Below are 18,738 nucleotides of genomic sequence, written 5' to 3' on the forward strand. Positions count from 1 at the left end.
TTGCCTCAAACCGCCCTTGTCGCGTGTTCCAGCCAGATCCTCTCCCGCGCGCCGACCAGCGGCCCGACCTCCCAGCGCACTCTCTCATGGTAGCGGTTTAGCCAGTCCCGTTCGGACTGCGTCAGCAGCGCGACCTCAACAAGACGCAGATCGAAGGGCACCAGCGTGATCGTCTCGAAGCCGAGCATCGGCCGCTCCCCTCCTTCAATCTCCCGCGCCTCGGTGACGATTTCCAGGTTCTCCAGCCGGATGCCGTATTCGCCGGCTGGATAATAACCCGGTTCATTTGACAGGATCATGCCGGGCTTCAACGGCACCGTGCCTGTCTTGGCGATGCGCTGCGGGCCTTCGTGCACACTCAGATAGGCACCGACACCGTGTCCGGTGCCGTGGTCGAAATCGAGCCCCGCCTTCCAGAGATCGATACGCGCGAGCGTATCCAGTTGCGCCCCCGTCGTGCCTTCCGGGAACTTAGCCGTCGAAATCGCGATATGACCTTTGAGCACCAGCGTGTAGTGCCGTTTCATCTCCGCGCTCATTTCGCCCACGGCAAGCGTGCGCGTGATGTCGGTCGTGCCATCGTCGTACTGGGCGCCGGAATCGATCAGATAGGGTTTTCCGAGCGGGATTTTCAGGTTGCTTTTCCAGCTCACACGGTAGTGGCAGATCGCCCCGTTGGGTCCCGCGCCGGAGATCGTTTCGAAGGAGATGTCCTTCAGGACGCCGGTGGCCTGCCGGAACTCCTCCAGCCGGACAGCCGCGCCGATTTCGTCGAGCTCGCCTTTCGGCGCTTCTTCGTCGAACCAGCAAAGGAAATTCACGTATGCCGCCGCATCGCGCAGATGGGCCGCCCGCGCACCTTTCAGCTCCACCGGATTTTTGACCGCTTTCGGCAGCAGGACCGGGTCCTGTGCCTCGATCAGCGTCCCGCCTGCCCCGGTTATGGCGTCGGCGATGCCGATCCCGGCCAGGGCGGGATCGATCAGCACCCGGGCACCGGCCTTGCCGAGGGTTTCCAGCCCCCCCTTGAACGCCCCAGGCTCGCCAAGTTCTGTAAGCCCCGACAGAACGTCGCGAACGGAGTTGGACAGTTTTCGGCCGTCGATGTAAAGCGACGGTTTTCCTTCCGCCGGAACGGTCGCGAAGGACAGCGGCAGCGGCGTATGGCTGACATCGTTGCCCCTGATATTGAACAACCAGGCGATGGAATCGGGCTGCGTGAGCACGCAGGCGTCCGCCTTCTTGTCCGAGAGCCCGGCCTGGATTTCGGCGATCTTGTCGCTTGCGGCTTTCCCCGCCAGCTCATCCGGATAAAGCGCGACCTGGCCCAGTGGCGGTTGCGGACGGTCTTCCCACACGGCGTCGACCGGGTTGTCCTCGAGCGCGACCAGCTCCGCGCCCGCCTCCTCGCACACCGTCTTGAGCCGGCGCACCTCACGGACCGTATGCAGCATCGCGTCGATGCCGAGTTTCTGACCGGGCTTCAGCCGGGCCGCCAGCCAGTCCGACACGGGCTCGTTCACCAGATGCTGCGCCGGAAAGACCGTCATATCGACCTGCTCGCGCACCTGGATGGTATAGCGCCCGTCGACAAAAATCGCTGCTTCCTCCCCCAGAACGGCCGCCGTTCCAGCCGAACCGGTAAAACCGGTCAGCCATTGCAGGCGGCAGTCGTGCGGCGGCACATATTCACCCTGATGGGCGTCGGCGCGGGGGATCAGAAAGCCGTCGAGCCCGCGGCGTTCAAGTTCTTTCCTCAAAAGCGCGGCATGCGGCGCTCCGCAGGAAGGATCGCTGAGATCGTCAAAAGTCTGGAACATGCGCGAACCGTAATTTGACCGCGCACGGGGATCAAGACGGATAATTATTCCAGATCTCATCGTTTGAAGGAAACGGATTTCCGATCTTTTGCATTGCAGCAATTCTTTTCGCATATGCGAAATGCGCAAGGCAGGCATGCGTTTGACGCCCTACCTAAGCCGGACGTGAATCGGCATATATCGATCAAGACAACAAGAAAGATGTTTTCCCTAGGGAAGCTCTAGAACTTCAAATGGGACTGATCACGATGACCATCGCAACAACCACCTCCACCCGCGCCGGCGGCGCATTCGTACGCCGTGCATTCGACCGAATGATCGAAGCCCGTACGCTCCAGGCCCGCCGTTACGTAAACGGTTACCTGCTTTCGCTCGACGATGCGACGCTTGCCGCCCACGGCTACGACCGCAACGAACTTGAGCGCGAAGGCGCAAGCACCAGCGCCTTTTAAGGGCTCGGGAAACCTTCAAGTCCACGTGGCACATCACCAAAGCTGTTCAGGCGGAAATCCGGCTTGAACGTAAAAGCGCCCCGCAGAGAAAAACTCTGCGGGGCGCTTTTACGTTCGCATATTTTCTCGCGTTTATAAAAACAACTGTTAGCAGATGGCTTTTCTGAACCCTGCTTTACCTAGAAAGGCGGCCCCTTCACTGGGCGTTGCAAAAAGCAGTGAGTTTCTGTCTGCCCAATTTCAACGAAACCATGGCGACGATAGAGTGAACCCACCGGATTCCAGTGCAGGTACTCGAGCCTGACCGGCAAGCTCAAACCATCCGAGATGGAAAGGCAGTGCTTAAGCACATGCGTGCCGGTCCCTCGCCTTTGAAAATCGGGAAACAAGTAGAACTCTCCGAGCCTGACGTGATCGGAGAAAACCTGAAAAGACAGCGTACCAAGACGACTTTCTCCCTTCCGGATCTCAAAGAATGGCTTTTCGGAAAAGCGTTGTATGTGCAGTTTTCGCTGAAAAGACTCCTCCCATCCCCAGCGTGAAACAATGTGAGGCCCCATCGCTGCCTGTTTCGCTTCGAATGCGAACTCGATGTCACTATGTAAGAGCCTAAGCTTTGGGAAAGTTATGTCGGGTTCCAGATCAGGGATATCCATCCTCGCAGAATAGCCTGCTGATAGTGACAGTTCTACCTAGAGAACTCGCTAACGGCAGATCCCTTTTTACTATTCAGATCTCCTTGAGCGACCACCCGGCTCAGGCGTGTTTCCGGCCCCGAACCAGCGTCAGGGTCAGCCAGCCGTCCTTTTCGCCACGCCGGTCTAGAATGAACCCCTGGCTTCGGTAGGCGAAGAGAATGCGCGGACCGTCCTCCACCCTGAGGCCGGACAGGACGAGGGTCGCCACAGGCGCCGTATGCGCGCCGATGGATTTCGCCATCCTCATGAGCGGCCGTGCCAGGATATTGGCGATCACGAGGTCGAACGGGCCGTGATCCAAGAACTTCCGGTCGTCCATACCGTTGGCGGTGAACGCCCTCACGAGATGGGCCGCTCCGTTGAGGCGAGCGTTTTCCAGGGCCGTGCGTGTGGCCACCGGATCGATGTCGGTCGCCAGAACAGGCTGCCGTGCCTTGAGGGCGGCTGCGATGGCGAGAACACCCGTTCCTGTGCCCAGATCGAGAATGCTGCCGTAATCGCGCAGGGACAGCAGCCGGTCGATCTCCTCAAGGCATCCGGCCGTCGTGCCATGATGCCCGGTTCCGAAAGCGAGCGCGGCCTCGATCTCAAGACCGATCGCTCCGGGCGGAACCTTGTCGCGATCGTGTCCACCGTGAACGACGAACCGTGCGGCGCGAACAGGTTTCAAGCCTTCCAGGCTCTTCTCGACCCAGTTGATATCGGGCAGTTCCTCAGCCTCGAGCGGGGCGGCAAAGGCGTCCGCTCCCACCCGGTCGCGCACCGTGTCCGCGGCTTCTTCCGGCTCCATGTCGAACAAGAGGATCTCCGTGGCCCAGATCCTGCCGTCCCCGGAGGCTTCGTAAACGGTCACCGGGTTGCCATCGTCCTCGAACGCGCGTTCCAGGATGTCGGAAATCCGCTTGGCTTCCAGTTCTTCGGCGGTGATCCGCACCCGAATGGTCTTCATGAGAGCTTGCGCCTTGATAAAAGAAAGTGAGGCGAGCGGTATAGCGGCAAGGCGCCGGTTAAGCCAGACTCAAAAACATGCGCAGACGTGTTGCGTGATGCTCTAACAGACCGGCAAAAGGAGCCGCACCGTCAGGCCGCCACCGGGGGTCTCCAGCAATTCGAGGCTTCCGGACGCTTCCTCGACAGTTGCCTTGCTGGTCGCCAGTCCGAGACCGAACCCCGCGCCATGGCGCAATTGCCTGGCGCTGTCGCCGCGTTCGAACGGTTCCAGCACGCGCGCACGATCCGCTTCGGCGATCCCCGGACCGTGGTCGACGATGTCGATACGTACCAGATCCCCCGTCCTTGCGGCCCGGATCTCGGCGCCGTCCGCGTAATGCAGGGCATTGTCGATCAGGTTCGACAGCGCGCGTGTGAGTTCGCCACTGCGCGCCATTACGGAGGCCTTGCCGTCGTAACGGATCTCTATCGGCCGCCCGGTATCCGAATACTGGTCGGCAAGCGACTGCAGAAGACTTGGAATGTTGACCCTCAGAACAGGTTCCGAACTCGCGCCATCGCGCAGGAAGGTCAACGCCGTGTCGATCTGCCGGTCCATGATATTCAGGTCTTCAAGGCTCCGGTCGCGGATATCGCTGTCCTCCAGAAGGTCGAGGCGCAACCTGAGCCGTGTCAGCGGAGTCCTGAGATCGTGGCTGATTGCCGCCAGCATCCGCGTCCGTTTCTCAACGAATTCGTTGATCCTGAGCTGCATCCGGTTGAAGGCACGGGCGGCCGTGCGCACTTCCTTGGGCCCGTGTTCGCGGATCGGCATCGGTTCGGTGGAGGTCGTTCCGAAGGACTTGGCGGAAACCGAAAGGTCCTTCAACGGTCCGACTAGGCCGTTCGCGGCCCAGACCAGCAGCCCGCACACCGTCAACGCCAGAATTCCGTAAAACAGGTACCCCGTCAGTCGGAAAATCGGCGGCGGAATGTTGCCGAAGCCCCACTCGACGCTCAAGAGGTTTCCATCCTGCATGCGGATGAACAGAACCGGCGCCCCCCTGTCCCGGCGCTCGTCCGGTCCGATCACATGTTCGATGCGCATCCCGAGCAGCGTCTTTCCGGTGATGAACGGACCGAAGTGTTCTCCCTCGCTCGCACCGCCCGCTTTTGTCAGGCGATCCTCATCCACGAATTCAATGGTCAGTTCCGGGACCTCGCGCCGCAGCTCGCTGAGGACCGCCTGGCGGTCGTCCGCAGGCGTCTCGTTCAGTTTGGCCACAGCGACGCTGACGATATGACTGTCCATGACCGGCGACGTCGTGTCGAAAGCCTGGCGGATATAATAGGAGACTACGGCCCCCGCCAGCATCATGACGACACTGGCAACCGCGATGAGAACCAGGATCTGGTGGAGCATTCTATCCGGCCAGATGCGCCTGATACCAAGGTTCATCGATGCTCCATAGCCAGGGCACTGACCGGTTCTGCGCTTTCGCGGGTGACCGGCGCGACAAACTCATACCCACCGGCCCTCACGGTCCGGATGAACTTGTAAGGCGCCCCACCCGCTTCCAGTTTCGAACGCAAGCGGCTGATAAGAATATCGATATTGCGCCCGTTCGAGGCGCCGATCCGGCCAAGGGTGAGATCGATAAGCTGGTCGCGGCTCAACACGCGTCCGTTCCGCTCGGCCAGGACCTGCAGAAGATCGAACTCCGCCGGCGTCAGGGAAACCAGGGCGTCTTCGGCATTGAAAAGCTGCCGCGACCGGCTGTCCATCCGCCAGCCTTCAAAAAACAGTTTGCCGTTTTCCGTCTGGCGGGTCACCCCGCCCAGTTCGACACGCCGGAACAGCGCTCTGACCCTGGCGATCAATTCGCGGGGGTTGAAAGGCTTGGCCACGTAGTCGTCGGCGCCGATCTCCAGGCCGATGACACGGTCGACATCCTCGTTCTTGGCAGAGACGATGATGATGGGGACCGGGCTGGAGGCACGCAGCCGGCGGCAGATACTGATGCCGTCTTCGCCGGGCAGCATGAGGTCCAGAAGAACAAGGTCGAATCGGCCGCTCTTGAGCTGCCGGTCCATTTCAACGCCGTCCTGCACCAGCGTCACTTTAAAGTCGTTCGAAACAAGATGGCGCTTGATCAGCAACCCGATTTCAGGATCGTCTTCGACAACGAGGATATTGAAGGATCTTTGCATGGCCGCGACTTTACGCCCGAATGCAACGATATGACATTCGAAATTTTCACGAGAATTGTTTCTGAAGATTTCAGTGCCCGACTTCGGAAACACAGCGAAACCACTGCCCGCGAACGGTTAAGATCGGGTTAACCTATTGGGCAGCACGGTGATCGGGCTACACGGCGTTAGCGACATAATTCAGGAGCAAGTCCCATGATGTCAATAGGCTCAATGCCCGCCATGCCCCCTTCCGGGCCATCACCGCGGGACCAGATTGTAAGCGAATTGGAAGAACAGGTCGAGGCGGGAGAAATCACCTCCGAAGACCAGGATGCCATGCTGGAAGCGCTGGACGCCATCCACGCCGAACGCATGGAAGCCGGCCCGCCCGACTTCAGCGCCGGGCCTCCTTCGGAAGAAGAAATGCAGGCCAATTTCGAATCCATGCTGTCGGAGCAGGTCGAAGCCGGCACGCTGGATCAGGACCAGGCCGATCAGCTTTCTGAAATGTTTGCCAGCGGCGAACTCGGCGGCCCTCCGGCCGGCGGCGACATGCCTCCCCCGCCGCCTCCGGGCGGAGGCGAGTCCGGCAGCGACTCGACGGAAGAGCTTATGACCACTCTCCTTGAGAGCCTGCAAAGCAGCAACAGCTACAACGAATCCGGAGATCAGGCCACGACCAGCATTTCTTCTCTGCTGGCCGACTACAAGGTCTGACCGTTCGAAATCGTCCGGACTCCCACGCCGGACGTGACCATAACAACGATTTGCCTGCCTTGAAAACTTGCGGCCGCTCTGGAAGCGGCCGTTTTGTTTTGCCGGGGCTCCTGTCGGGACGACGCAGACCCGGCCTCAATGACGTTCGACGAAGCTGTCGATGACCTTCTTCACGCCGGCCTTCTCGAAGTCGATGGTCAGTTTGTTGCCTTCAATGGACTGGATCGCGCCGTAGCCGAACTTGATGTGGAACACCCGTTCTCCAAGGGAATAGTCCGACGGCGTCTCGCTGACGGATTTGGCGACCAGCTCGCCCTCGATGGTCAGTGGCCCCTGCCGCTTCATGCGGGCCGATTTGTAGCCACGCCCGCCGCCGTCGGAAAACCCATCCGACGCCTGCCGCGCCTTTTGCGCGCGCTGCCAGCCGGGCGTGGAATAGCTGCCCTTGTCGAAAGGATCGTGGCTGTCGAAACGCGATGGCCCATAGCCACCGCCGCCATACCCGCCGTAATTGGAGGAAGGTTCCCCGATCTCGACATGGTCCGGCGGCAATTCGTCGAGGAAGCGCGAAGGGACCGTCGATTGCCACAAGCCGTGGATGCGCCGGTTGGACGCGAAGTAAAGCTTGGCGCGTTTTTTGGCGCGCGTGATGCCGACATAGGCGAGCCGCCGCTCTTCCTCCAGTCCGGCCCGTCCGCTTTCATCCAGGGAACGTTGATGCGGGAAAAGCCCCTCTTCCCAGCCCGGCAGAAAGACCGTGTCGAACTCCAGCCCCTTGGCCGAATGCAGGGTCATGATCGACACGGCGTCGGTTGCGTCGGCGTTGTCGCGGTCCATGACGAGAGCGATATGTTCCAGAAACCCCGCCATCGACTCGAAGTCTTCCATGGAGCGGATCAGTTCCTTCAGGTTGTCGAGCCGGCCGGGCGCCTCGGCGGAACGGTCCTGACGCCACATCTGCGTATAGCCGCTTTCGTCCAGAATGATTTCGGCAAGCTCCGTGTGCTTGATCCGGTCGAGCTCCCGCCGCCAGCGGTCGAAATTGTCGAGCACGGCCTTCAGCGCGTTGCGCGGCTTCGGTTTGAGCTCTTCCGTGTCGATCAGCTGGCTGGCCGCCTGCATCAGCGGCATGCGCTCGGCGCGGGCCAGCCCGTGCACGAGCTTCAGGGTTGCGTCGCCAAGGCCGCGCTTGGGCGTGTTGACGATCCGTTCGAACGCCAGGTCGTCCGCCGGCTGGGCCACGCAGCGGAAATAGGCCATGGCGTCGCGGATTTCCATGCGCTCGTAGAAGCGGGGGCCACCGATGACCCGGTAATTGAGACCGAGTGTGACAAAGCGGTCTTCGAACTCGCGCATCTGGAAGGACGCGCGCACCAGCACAGCCATTTCGTTCAGGGAATGGCCCTTCGCCTGCAGGGCCTCGATCTCATCGCCGATCGTTCGGGCCTCTTCCTCCGAATCCCAAACTGACGCAACAGAAACAAGATCATGGTCCGGTTCGTTGAAGTCGGTAAACAGCGTCTTGCCGAGGCGCCCCTCGTTGTGGGCGATCAGATGCGAGGCGGCGGCGAGGATATGGCTGGTGGAGCGGTAATTGCGCTCAAGCCGGATCACCTCCGCGCCCTTGAAGTCGTGCTCGAAGCGCAGGATGTTGTCCACCTCCGCACCGCGCCAGCCGTAGATCGACTGGTCGTCGTCGCCGACGCAACAGACGTTCGGATTGCCCTGGGCCAACAGCCGCAACCAGAGATACTGCGCGATGTTGGTATCCTGATACTCGTCCACCAGCATGTAGCGGAACCGGCGCTGGTATTCGGAAAGCACGTCCGGGTTGGTCTTGAACAGCGTGATGACATGGAGCAGCAGGTCGCCGAAGTCGGCGGCGTTCAGCACCGACAGGCGGTCCTGGTATTCTTCGTAGAGCTTTCGGCCCCTGCCGTTGGCGAAGGCCCGCGCCTCCCCTTCCGGGACCTGGTCCGGCGTCAGCGCGCGGTTCTTCCAGCTGTCGAGCGTGCTGGCGAAAGCCTTGGCCGTCCAGCGCTTGTCATCGAGCCCCTCGGCCTGGATGATCTGCTTGATCAGGCGAATCTGGTCGTCCGTGTCGAGAATCGAGAAACTCGATTTCAGCCCGACGAGTTCGGCATGCTTGCGCAGGATCTTGACGCAGATGGAGTGAAACGTGCCGAGCCAGGCCATGCCCTCCACATTGCCGCCGACGAAACCGGCGATACGCTCCTTCATCTCGCGAGCGGCCTTGTTGGTGAAGGTCACTGCTAGAATTTCCGAAGGCCTTGCTAGTCCCGATGCCAGAATATGCGCGATGCGGGTGGTCAGGACCCTTGTCTTGCCGGTACCCGCACCGGCCAGCACCAGAACCGGCCCCTCCGTCGTTTCCACGGCAAGGCGCTGTTCCGGGTTGAGACCGGTCAGATAATCCGGCGCCCGCCGGGCCGCCATGGCGCGGGCGGCAATCCCTCCTTGCGGGCGTTCCGGTACAGGCGCCGGGTTCGCTCGCGTGCCGACGGGCTGAAACGGATCGTCGAAAGGATCGTCAAAGGAGTCGTCATACCCGTTCGGGTCTGCCATGAAGTCTGGTCCGGTGTTCTCAGAAGCTGTCAGCGGAGAACAATATAGCAACAAAACGGCGCTGGCGAGGCGGGAAAAGGGGAAATGGTGGGGACAAGGGAGCTGTAACTCCTGAAGGCTGCCCTTCCCCTCCCCTTTCCTTGCCAACCCTGTGCAGGCCGGAATCCGCTAACTGCAAGCGCTCGCGGTTCCTTACCCATGCAGGGCGTACCAGATCCCGGTCCTGACGCTCCGCACCAAACCGGGACGACAACTGAGAGCCGTTGGCGAATATTTGTAAATTTCAAGCCCTCCGCACCTACCTTGTCATCCCTGCGCAGGCAGGGATCCAGTAATCGCAAGCGCTCGCGGCTCCTAACCCATGCAGGGCGTACTGGATCCCGGTCTTGACGCTCCGCGTCAAACCGGGACGACAAGAAGGGCGGTTTCAGGCGAGTTTTTGAAACAAGTCTTCCCAGTTGGGATTATGCTCCTCGATCATCCGGATTTTCCAGGCACGTTTCCAGCGCTTGATCTGCTTCTCGCGCTTGATTGCCTGTTCGATCTCCTCATGCACCTCGTAATAAACCAGCCGCTTCACGCCATATTTGGAAGTGAACACGCTGCCCAGGCCGCCGCGATGGAGAGAAACCCTGCCTAGAAGGTCGTTGGTGACACCGACATAGAGCGTGCCGCCAAGTCCGCTTGCAAGGATATAGACATAGTATTGCCGGTCGAGATGCAACGTTACTTCCTTGTGCAAATCACCCAAGAAACAGCACATTGTCGTCCCGGATTGGCTTTAGCCAAGTCCGGGATCCAGTACTCCCGAGAACTCGCGGTTCCAGCCACCGCAGGGCGTACCGGATCCCGGCCCTGACGCTCCGCGCCAAACCGGGACGACAAGGTGAAAGAACGGAGTGCATTTCAAAAGACAGATCCCTACGGCTTGACAGACGCGAAACAAAAAAAAGCGGCCAGGAAGCCGCCTTTCCAGTTCAATCTGCTGTCAGATACCGGAGCTCGACCCGGATCACGCCGAGGCGTTATGCCGCCCGGACCTGATGCAGGAAGCCTTCGACCTGGCTGCGAAGCGACTTTGCGTGTTCCGACAAGTCGACCGCAACTTCCAGAACGTCCGACGCCGCTGTGCCGGTGTCGGACGCTGCCTGCGCAACATCGCCGATCGTGCTGCCGACTTCCGCCGTTCCCTGCGCGGCCTGCTGGGTGCTGGAGGCGATTTCCTGGGTGGCGACACCCTGCTCGCCGACGGCGACCGAGATCGAGTCGGAGATCGACTTGATGCGCCCGATGGTCTCGCTGATCGACTGGATGGCTTCGACCGCCTCGCTCGTGGCCGACTGCATGCCGGCGATCTGCGCACCGATTTCCTCTGTCGCCTTCGCCGTCTGGGTGGCCAGGTTCTTCACTTCCGACGCCACCACGGCAAAGCCCTTACCCGCCTCGCCGGCCCGGGCCGCCTCGATGGTCGCGTTGAGAGCCAGAAGGTTGGTCTGTTCTGCAATCCCGCTGATAAGCTCGATCACTTCGCCGATCTTGTTGCCGGCATCAGCGAGCCCGCGAACGGTCTCGTTGGTTCTGAGCGCTTCCGCATTGGCCTGATTGGAAATCTCCGCCGCTTCACCGACCTGGCGGTTGATCTCGCCGATGGAGGCCGACATTTCCTCCGCCGCGGACGCCGCGGTCTGGACGTTCTGGGAGGCGTGTTCGGCGGAATTCGCAACCGAGGAGGCCTGCTGACGCGTCTGTTCCGCGACCGACGACATCGACTGCGCCGTCGTCTGCATCCGCGACGAGGACTCCGACACCGTCTCGACGATGCCCATCAGGCCGGTTTCAAACTGGTCGGCGAGTGCCGTCATGGCCGCACGCTTTTCCTGCGCGGCCTGCTGCTCCCGCTCGACCTTCTCCTGTTCCATGCGCTCCACCTCGAGGGCGTTGCGGCGGAACACTTCTAGCGCCTTGGCCATCTGGCCGATTTCGTCGCGGCGGTCGGCGGCCGGAACATCCACGTCGGAATTGCCGTCGGCCAGCGCTGTCATCGATCCGATGATGCGCGTGAACGGCCGCGAAATCATCCTTGAGATCAGCCAGTTCAAAAACAGGCCGACACCGGCAATCGCGACCGCCGTAATCAGGAAGAGGCGCAAGGCGTCCTTGGCATCGGCGAGCGTTGCCCCGGTTGCCGACATGCGCAACCCGTCAACCGTCTCGTTCAGCTTTTCGACATCCCCCTGAAGCAAGGCGTAATATTTGATTGCCGAATTCATGAAGATGCTGCCGGTCGCGACATCCAGAAGCGCCATTTCCGCGGTCTCAAGCGCCGAATTCTGATATTCCTTGGCATGCGCCACCGCTTCCGCCTGCAACTCCTGCAACCCGGCGTCCGACAGGGCACTAAAATCGAGCGACTCGAAATTCGAAACGATCGAGTTCAATTTCTCGACCGCCTGTTCGGCGCTCGCATTGATCTTGTCCTCGTTGGTTTCATTGACTGCGGTCGTCATGAGATCGTAAAGCGCGAGCTGCGCGTTCGACAGCTTGCCGCTTACCGCCGTCATGTCGGCGAATGCCCGGATCTGCACATTGCTGAGCGTATCGATGGCGCTCCGCTGGCGCTCGATCGTCAGGAAGGAAATAACCGTCACGATCGCCAGACCGGCCAGCAGGATCGCCGGGGTTACAAACATTTTCTTGGATAGCGCCAGGTTGGCAAACCAGTTCATTGCCCGACTCCGTTCTGTTCCGTTGCCGGAAGCCGGTGACATTTCGACAGTCACCGGCCTCCCGTCTCATGCCGAAGCCAGTCCGGCATCCAATTGATCGGCCCTGGCCTTACTTGTAGATACCGACGCCACAGACGTAATCATCGGCAGCCTTCACGACCGAAGACTTCTGTTCCACTTTCTTGCTGACAGGATTGGGCCAACGGTAATCGACCCAGCCACCGCCGGCTTTTCCTGTTGCGATGAGTTCCGCAATGAATGCCTTGCCGTCCGCATCCTTAAGGCCCGACAGATCGCGACCGATCATCTTCGCGTTCGCGCCATGGGCGACGGTGTTTCCAGCCGCGTCGAAGCAGAACAGATAGAGATCGCGATCCTGCCAGCCTTCGCCTTGCGCGGTAAAATCCTTGAAGGCCTTGTCTGCGCCGACGGACTGGTAATGCGCCACGGCCTTGTCGAGCATTGCGGAGGCTTCTTCCGCGGTTCCGTTGTCCCCGGCGACAGCCAGGCTGCCTACCATCGTCAATGCGGCGGCGGAAATTGCAACACACTTGAGAGTCTTCATGCTTCACTCCTCTTGAACTCAATTCAGAGTTTAGAGAAATGACCCGAAATTGCTAAAATAAGTATAACTGACAAGAAAATCTGTGCTTCAGATTCAAAATCATATGAAACAAAATAAAAATTACAAAATTTGCATTTTAAATAAAACAACAATGTACAAATTTATATATTTTACTTAGCGTAAATTTCAAAATCAAATGTAAAAACATTAAAAAATGAATTCCATTGAACGATAAAACGATAAAAAAATGAAATTTACGTCAGGATCAAAAGTTGAATTTTTGAGAAATCAGCCTGACGCAACGTCCGGAAAGGCGACAAAGCGGCACCGAATCACAACTTACGCTACGTCTTTCCGCATTATGGCACGCCGCCACAGACCCGACATCGAATACAACCGTAGGGAAGTCATCGAACCAGGCAACAAGCCTATTCCGCCGAAGGCCTGTCGCAGGCCGGTATGTCGACGTCTGGTACGGTCCGAAAGCCCCGGGAAACATCTCGGCCGACGCATATTCAAGGTTTTCCGGATTCGATCCGGAGCAGCGGAAGAGGTTACGCTCCGACCAGCTCGAACCATGCATCCTCGGAAATCACCTCGATTTCCAGCTCCTGCGCCTTTTTCAGTTTCGAGCCCGCTCCGGGTCCGGCGACGACCAGGTCCGTCTTCTTCGACACCGACCCGGCGGTCTTGGCGCCGAAGCGTTCCGCCATGGCCTTGGCCTCGTCCCGGGTCATGCGCTCCAGCGAGCCGGTGAAGACCACCGTCTTGCCGGCGACCGGCGAGCCGGAGGCCTCGATCTTTTCCGCGTCTTTCGGCCTGACTTCCTCGAGCAGCGCGTCGAGTTCGTCGCGATTGTGCTGTTCGGCGAAAAATTCCACCAGCGCCTCGGCGACGATGTGGCCGACACCGTCGATGCCGTTGAGCTCCGCCCAGGCTTCGCCGGTCTCGTCATGGGCGGCCTGCATGGCCTCGTAAAACGCCTGCCAGGAGCCATAGGCGCGCGCCAGCAGCTTGGCGTTGCCCTCCCCCACATGGCGGATGCCGAGCGCGAAGATGAACCGGTGCAGGTCAATCTCGCGGCGGGCGTTGATCGCCTCAAAGAGGTTTTTCGCCGAAACCACGCCCCAGCCTTCCCGGTTGCGCAGCTTGGTGAGCGACTTCTTGTCCCGCTCCTCCAGCGTAAAGATATCGGCCGGTCGCATCACCATGCCGTCCTTGTAGAAGGCATCGACCTGCTTGTCGCCGAAACCCTCGATGTCGAAGGCATTGCGGGAGACGAAGTGCTTGAGCTTTTCCGTCGCCTGGGCCGGGCAGATCAGACCGCCCGTGCAGCGGCGCACCGCGTCGACGCGGCCGGTCTTCTCGTTTTCCTCACGCACCGCATGGCTGCCGCAGGCCGGACAGACAGTCGGAAACTCGAACGGCACGGCATCTTCCGGGCGCTTGTCGAGATCGATATCAACGATCTGAGGGATGACATCCCCGGCGCGCTGGATCTTCACCGTATCGCCGACGCGCAGATCCTTGCCGCCGCGGATCGGTTCACCGTCCTGACCGATGCCCTTGATATAGTCCTCGTTGTGCAACGTCGCATTGGAGACCACCACGCCGCCGACCGTAATCGGCTCGAGTTTGGCCACCGGCGTCAAAGCCCCCGTGCGGCCAACCTGGATCTCGATGTCGTTCAGGATCGTGAAGGCCTGTTCGGCAGGAAACTTGTGCGCGATCGCCCAGCGGGGCGACCGGGAGACGAAGCCGAGCCGTTCCTGCAGATCCAGCCGGTCGACCTTGTAGACCACGCCGTCGATATCGTAATCGAGTTTCGCCCGGCTTTCCTCGATACCATGATAGACGGCGAGAAGCTCCTCCACTGTCTCGCAACGTTTCATCAGGGGATTGATCGTGAAGCCCCAGGCCTCCAGGCGTTCGGCCATGGCAAGCTGGGTCTCCTCCGGCATCTCGCTCATCTCGCCCCAGGCATAGGCGAAGAACCTGAGCGGCCTGGAAGCCGTGATTTCCGACTTGAGCTGACGGAGCGACCCGGCGGCGGCATTGCGCGGATTGGCGAACACCTTGCCGCCATTGGCCGCCATGCGCGCGTTGAGCGCCTGGAAATCCTTGTGCGCCATATAGACTTCGCCGCGCACCTCGACCACCTCCGGCACCTTCCCGGATAGCTTTTGGGGAATGTCACCAATGGTTTTGGCGTTGGCCGTGACATTCTCCCCCGTCGTGCCGTCGCCCCGGGTCGCCGCGTAGACCAGCTCCGCGTTCTCGTAGCGCAGCGACAGGGACAGGCCGTCGATCTTCGGTTCGGCGGTAACCGCCAGCCCCCCCATCAGCGGATCAAGCTTCAGGAAGCGGCGCACCCGCCCGACGAAGTCGCGCACATCCTCGTCGTCGAACGCGTTGTCGAGCGACAGCATCGGCACCCGGTGGGCGATCTTGCCGAACCCGGAGGCGGGCGCCGCGCCAACCTGCGCCGAGGGGCCATCCGCCAGAACAAGGTTCGGGAACCGTGCCTCGATTTCCGAGTTGCGACGCCGCAGGGCATCGTAGTCAGCGTCGGAAATCGTCGGAGCATCTTCCTGGTGGTACCGCCGGTCGTGTTCGGCGATCTCCTCCGCCAGACGCCTGAGTTCGGCTTGCGCCTCTTCCTGGGTCAGCTTTTCGACTTCGAAGCGGTCGGTAGAGGTCTCGGTCATTGTGTCTTCTTGCTTTGGAGGGCCGCCTGCCCGTGAGGAAACACCTGTCCCAACCGGATAAAGGAACCGAACCGGGGGCTCAAGCGTTGTTCCTGCAGTCGGGTGGCGAAAATGCGCTGCCCGTTCCATTAACAGAATGAAATCATGGACCTCAGGAGAAACCGATGGCTTATCAGGATCGTGAAACACGTGTTGTGGAGAAAACCGCCGGCACCGGTGCCGCCTGGTTCATCGCCGGCATTCTCGTGGCGGGCGCAATCATTGGCGGAATTCTTTATACGAACGGCTATTTCACGGACGATGACGTCAGCATCGAGCTGAAGTTGCCCGGGATCTCCGCTCAGTGACACTTATAAAGAACGGCGGGAGCATTATCCCGCCGTTTCCGTGAGAAGCCGGCCCGCCGCCGCACGGGCTTCCTCGGTGATCACGCTGCCCGCGAGCATGCGTGCGATTTCCTCTTTCCTGTGCCCCTCGTCGATGCGCTGAACCCGGGTGGCAACCCTGTCCGGCTTGGTCGCTTCCTTGGCGATCAGGAAATGGCCGGCGGCGCGAGCAGCCACCTGTGGGGCGTGGGTGACCGTCAGCACCTGAACACTTGACGCCAGCCGGGCGAGCCTGAGGCCAATCGCCTCCGCGACCGCTCCCCCGACTCCCGTATCGATTTCGTCAAACACGAGCGTGGGCGCCGAGCCCTTGTCGGCGAGCGACACCTTCAGCGCCAGCAGAAAGCGCGACAATTCCCCACCCGAAGCGACTTTCATCATCGGGCCGGGCCGTGTCCCCGGGTTGGTTTGAACATGAAATTCCAGCTGATCGATCCCGGTTCGCCCCCGGCTTTCCGGATCGCTCTTGAAATCGACGATAAACCTTGCCCGTTCCAGCTTCAGGTCCGGCAATTCCGCCTCAACGGCCTTTGCCAGCGCCTGCGCGGATTTTTGCCGCTTTTGCGAAAGCCCGGCGGCTTTCCTGTCATAGTCCTGTTTCGCTTTGGCAGCCGAATTCACAAGCGCCGCCAGCTTGTCCTCGCCCGCATCGAGATCGGAGAGGTCTCCGGCCATGCGCTCGCACAACACGGCCAGTTCATCGACAGGCACGGAATACTTCCGGGAAGCCGCCCGTAAAGCGAAAAGACGTTCCTCCACGCTCTCCAGTTCGTGCGGATCGTATTCCGTTTGCCGCAATGCGCTTTCCAGCCCGCCCCGGGTTTCTTCCAGCAGGTCCAGGGCTTCGGAAAGCGAACGCACCGGCTGGCCAAGCAGATGCGGAACATCATCGGCCTTCCTCTCGAGCCGGCGCAGCAGACTGGCAAGTTCCGGGATCGGCGAAGCCGTACCGTTCAGGGTCTCGAAGGCTTCGTTGAGATCGCCCGCGATCTTTTCCACCTTCATCATGTCCGTGCGGCGATTGGCGAGGTCCTCCTCCTCACCCCGTTCCGGCTTCAGTTTCGACAATTCGGCCACGGAAGCCCGCAGGTAGTCGGCTTCGTTTCGGGCCGCTTCAATCCGCTGTTCGTGATCGCTCACAGCCTTTTCCGCGGCTCTGAAGGCCGTGTACGCCTTTGCCACGGCGGTCGCGTCCGCAGACAGTCCACCGAAGACATCGATGAGCTCCCGGTGGCTATCCGGATCGACGAGCGCCCGGTCATCATGCTGACCGTGGATCTCGACCAGAAGCGCTCCGGCCTGCCGCATCAGCCCGGCGCTGACCGGCTGGTCGTTTATGAACGCGCGCGTGCGGCCATCCGACGTCTGAATTCGGCGCAGAATGATGTCGCCCTCGTCCTGAACGTCGTTTTCCTTCAACAGCGCGCGGACCGGATGGGCTGCAACAACGTCAAAGACCGCGGTGACCTGTCCCTGAGCCTCGCCATGGCGCACCAGCCCCGCATCGCCGCGCGCCCCGAGCGCCAGAGACAGCGAATCGAGAAGGATGGATTTACCGGCCCCGGTCTCGCCTGTCAGAACCGACATGCCGGAGGAAAAATCGAGATCGAGACGGTCGATCAGAACGATATCTCGGATGGACAGCGTCGCTAGCATAAAATGCAGGCTCCTTAGACTGATACCAGGCAACCGGAACTTTGTCCCATCAGATGAGACACTATCGCGGCCGCTTGGTCCAAAGCGCGGTCCACCATATAGGAGGAGCGTGTCGTCTTTCCAGAACCGTATATCACCCGAAGCGGATTATACCCCAATTGATCAGCCAGAGAGGATCGCGGCCAGAGCGCTTGAAGCGGTCGCCACCGCCTGCAAAGCGCTGCAACCACCTCCGGAAACCCTTTCACCCGTCCAAACGGTTCGAACTTGTCGCTTGGGTGGCGCTGGCGGACGCCAGCGGGCTCAGATGCTCCTGAACGCGCGGCTGATCCAGCTGCCGCTGTTTTCGGAAGGCTCGTAGCCTCCCTTGTTCAACAGCGAATAGGCGTCCTTGTACCAGGCGGTGTCGGGGTAGTTGTGACCGAGCACCGCGGCTGCGGTCTGCGCCTCGTTGATGACGCCAAGCGCATAGTAACATTCCGTCAGACGGAACAGCGCCTCCTCGACGTGCCTCGTGGTCTGGTAATCGAGAACCACGGACTTGAAGCGGTTGATTGCGGCAATGTAGTTGCGCTTCTTGAGATAGTAGCGCCCAACCTGCATTTCCTTGCCGCCGAGCTGATCCTTGACGATCCGCAGCTTCTCTTCCGCGTCCGAGATATACTCGGAATCGGGGTAGCGCTGGATCAGTTCGTTGAAGGCGCTCGCGGCTTTTTTGGTCACCGCCTGATCCCGTGTGATGTCCGGCATCTGATGGAAATAACTCTGTCCGGCGAGATAGAGCATGTAGGCGGAGTTCTCGTCGCCCGGATAAAGCGTCACATATCGTTTCGCAGCAGTAACCGTTTCCGTGTAGTTGCCGCGCGAATAGTTGAGATACGCAAGGTTCACGAGCGATTTCTTGGAATATTCCGAATAGGGATAGAGCTTGTCGAGTTCTTCGAACTTTTGTGTCGAGTCGCGCAGTTTTCCCTGGGCCCGCAACGCAAGGCCCTCGTTGTAGAGCACTTCCGGCGGCGTTTCGTTGAGCGCAAGTTCGTCAAGCTCGTCCTTGCCACTGCAAGCGGCCAGCGCGATCGGCAGCGCCAGGACGGCGACCTTGAAAAAGAGTTTCATGCGCTTGGTTCCGTCTTCTTCAGAACCAGTGTTCATTCCATTCACGCTCATACTCCCGAGCCGCTTCCGGTCCAACGTTCGGCCCCTACCAAAGATCATTGACCGGGCACGCAAATTTCGACAGGAGTGTGTAGCGGAAATTCATCGTCCCCGTCACGTCCCCATCGGCGATCTGACGGTTTTTT

15 protein-coding genes are annotated in these 18,738 nt (G+C 60.3%); 3 read left to right on the plus strand and 12 right to left on the minus strand.

Annotated features, from left to right (window positions below):
• Window positions 1-5 precede the first annotated feature (5 nt).
• The gene (locus tag JF539_RS14845; RefSeq protein WP_207141440.1) at window positions 6-1,820 is read right to left on the minus strand and encodes an aminopeptidase P family protein; all 1,815 of its coding nucleotides are present in this window, start codon (window positions 1,818-1,820) and stop codon (window positions 6-8) included.
• Window positions 1,821-2,053: 233 nt separating this feature from the next.
• Between JF539_RS14845 and JF539_RS14850 the strand changes: the two genes are divergently transcribed.
• Window positions 2,054-2,272 (plus strand): hypothetical protein, encoded by a 219-nt coding sequence (locus JF539_RS14850; protein ID WP_207141441.1) that lies wholly within the window; start codon window positions 2,054-2,056, stop codon window positions 2,270-2,272.
• Window positions 2,273-2,451: 179 nt separating this feature from the next.
• Here JF539_RS14850 and JF539_RS14855 read toward each other — a convergent pair whose 3' ends face one another.
• The 4 genes from JF539_RS14855 to JF539_RS14870 form a co-directional block, all read right to left on the minus strand.
• On the minus strand, window positions 2,452-2,928 hold the full coding sequence (locus JF539_RS14855; protein WP_207141442.1) for a GNAT family N-acetyltransferase: 477 nt from the start codon (window positions 2,926-2,928) through the stop codon (window positions 2,452-2,454).
• A 100-nt stretch (window positions 2,929-3,028) separates the two neighbouring features.
• Window positions 3,029-3,919, minus strand: a complete 891-nt coding sequence (locus JF539_RS14860) for a 50S ribosomal protein L11 methyltransferase (protein WP_207141443.1) — start codon at window positions 3,917-3,919, stop codon at window positions 3,029-3,031.
• A gap of 102 nt (window positions 3,920-4,021) precedes the next feature.
• On the minus strand, window positions 4,022-5,359 hold the full coding sequence (locus JF539_RS14865; RefSeq protein ID WP_207141444.1) for an ATP-binding protein: 1,338 nt from the start codon (window positions 5,357-5,359) through the stop codon (window positions 4,022-4,024).
• Window positions 5,356-6,111, minus strand: coding sequence for a response regulator (locus JF539_RS14870; RefSeq protein ID WP_207141445.1), 756 nt, complete (start codon window positions 6,109-6,111; stop codon window positions 5,356-5,358). Before JF539_RS14870 ends, JF539_RS14865 begins: the two co-directional genes overlap by 4 nt.
• 195 nt (window positions 6,112-6,306) lie before the next feature.
• On the opposite strand from JF539_RS14870, the gene JF539_RS14875 reads away from it, so the two are divergent.
• Window positions 6,307-6,810, plus strand: coding sequence for a hypothetical protein (locus tag JF539_RS14875; protein ID WP_207141446.1), 504 nt, complete (start codon window positions 6,307-6,309; stop codon window positions 6,808-6,810).
• Window positions 6,811-6,945: 135 nt separating this feature from the next.
• Here JF539_RS14875 and JF539_RS14880 read toward each other — a convergent pair whose 3' ends face one another.
• The 5 genes from JF539_RS14880 to ligA form a co-directional block, all read right to left on the minus strand.
• Window positions 6,946-9,396: a DUF3553 domain-containing protein gene (locus tag JF539_RS14880; RefSeq protein WP_207141447.1), complete on the minus strand. Its 2,451-nt coding sequence runs from the start codon at window positions 9,394-9,396 to the stop codon at window positions 6,946-6,948.
• Window positions 9,397-9,823: 427 nt separating this feature from the next.
• Window positions 9,824-10,120, minus strand: coding sequence for a GIY-YIG nuclease family protein (locus JF539_RS14885; RefSeq protein WP_236042488.1), 297 nt, complete (start codon window positions 10,118-10,120; stop codon window positions 9,824-9,826).
• Between the two features lie 301 nt (window positions 10,121-10,421).
• Window positions 10,422-12,122: a methyl-accepting chemotaxis protein gene (locus tag JF539_RS14890; RefSeq protein ID WP_207141449.1), complete on the minus strand. Its 1,701-nt coding sequence runs from the start codon at window positions 12,120-12,122 to the stop codon at window positions 10,422-10,424.
• Window positions 12,123-12,231: 109 nt separating this feature from the next.
• Window positions 12,232-12,687 carry a cache domain-containing protein gene (locus tag JF539_RS14895; protein ID WP_207141450.1) on the minus strand — a complete coding sequence of 152 codons (456 nt, stop codon included), beginning with the start codon at window positions 12,685-12,687 and terminating at the stop codon, window positions 12,232-12,234.
• A 554-nt stretch (window positions 12,688-13,241) separates the two neighbouring features.
• Complete coding sequence (ligA, locus tag JF539_RS14900) at window positions 13,242-15,395, minus strand: NAD-dependent DNA ligase LigA (RefSeq protein ID WP_207141451.1); 2,154 nt, start codon at window positions 15,393-15,395, stop codon at window positions 13,242-13,244.
• A 164-nt stretch (window positions 15,396-15,559) separates the two neighbouring features.
• Between ligA and JF539_RS14905 the strand changes: the two genes are divergently transcribed.
• Window positions 15,560-15,742: a hypothetical protein gene (locus tag JF539_RS14905; RefSeq protein WP_207141452.1), complete on the plus strand. Its 183-nt coding sequence runs from the start codon at window positions 15,560-15,562 to the stop codon at window positions 15,740-15,742.
• A 24-nt stretch (window positions 15,743-15,766) separates the two neighbouring features.
• On the opposite strand, the gene recN is transcribed toward JF539_RS14905, so the two are convergent.
• Window positions 15,767-17,437, minus strand: a complete 1,671-nt coding sequence (gene recN, locus JF539_RS14910; RefSeq protein ID WP_207141453.1) for a DNA repair protein RecN — start codon at window positions 17,435-17,437, stop codon at window positions 15,767-15,769.
• A 303-nt stretch (window positions 17,438-17,740) separates the two neighbouring features.
• Window positions 17,741-18,553: an outer membrane protein assembly factor BamD gene (locus JF539_RS14915; protein WP_207141556.1), complete on the minus strand. Its 813-nt coding sequence runs from the start codon at window positions 18,551-18,553 to the stop codon at window positions 17,741-17,743.
• Window positions 18,554-18,738 lie beyond the last annotated feature (185 nt).

It is taken from the genome of Roseibium aggregatum (assembly GCF_017309185.1).
Lineage (GTDB): Bacteria > Pseudomonadota > Alphaproteobacteria > Rhizobiales > Stappiaceae > Roseibium > Roseibium aggregatum_B.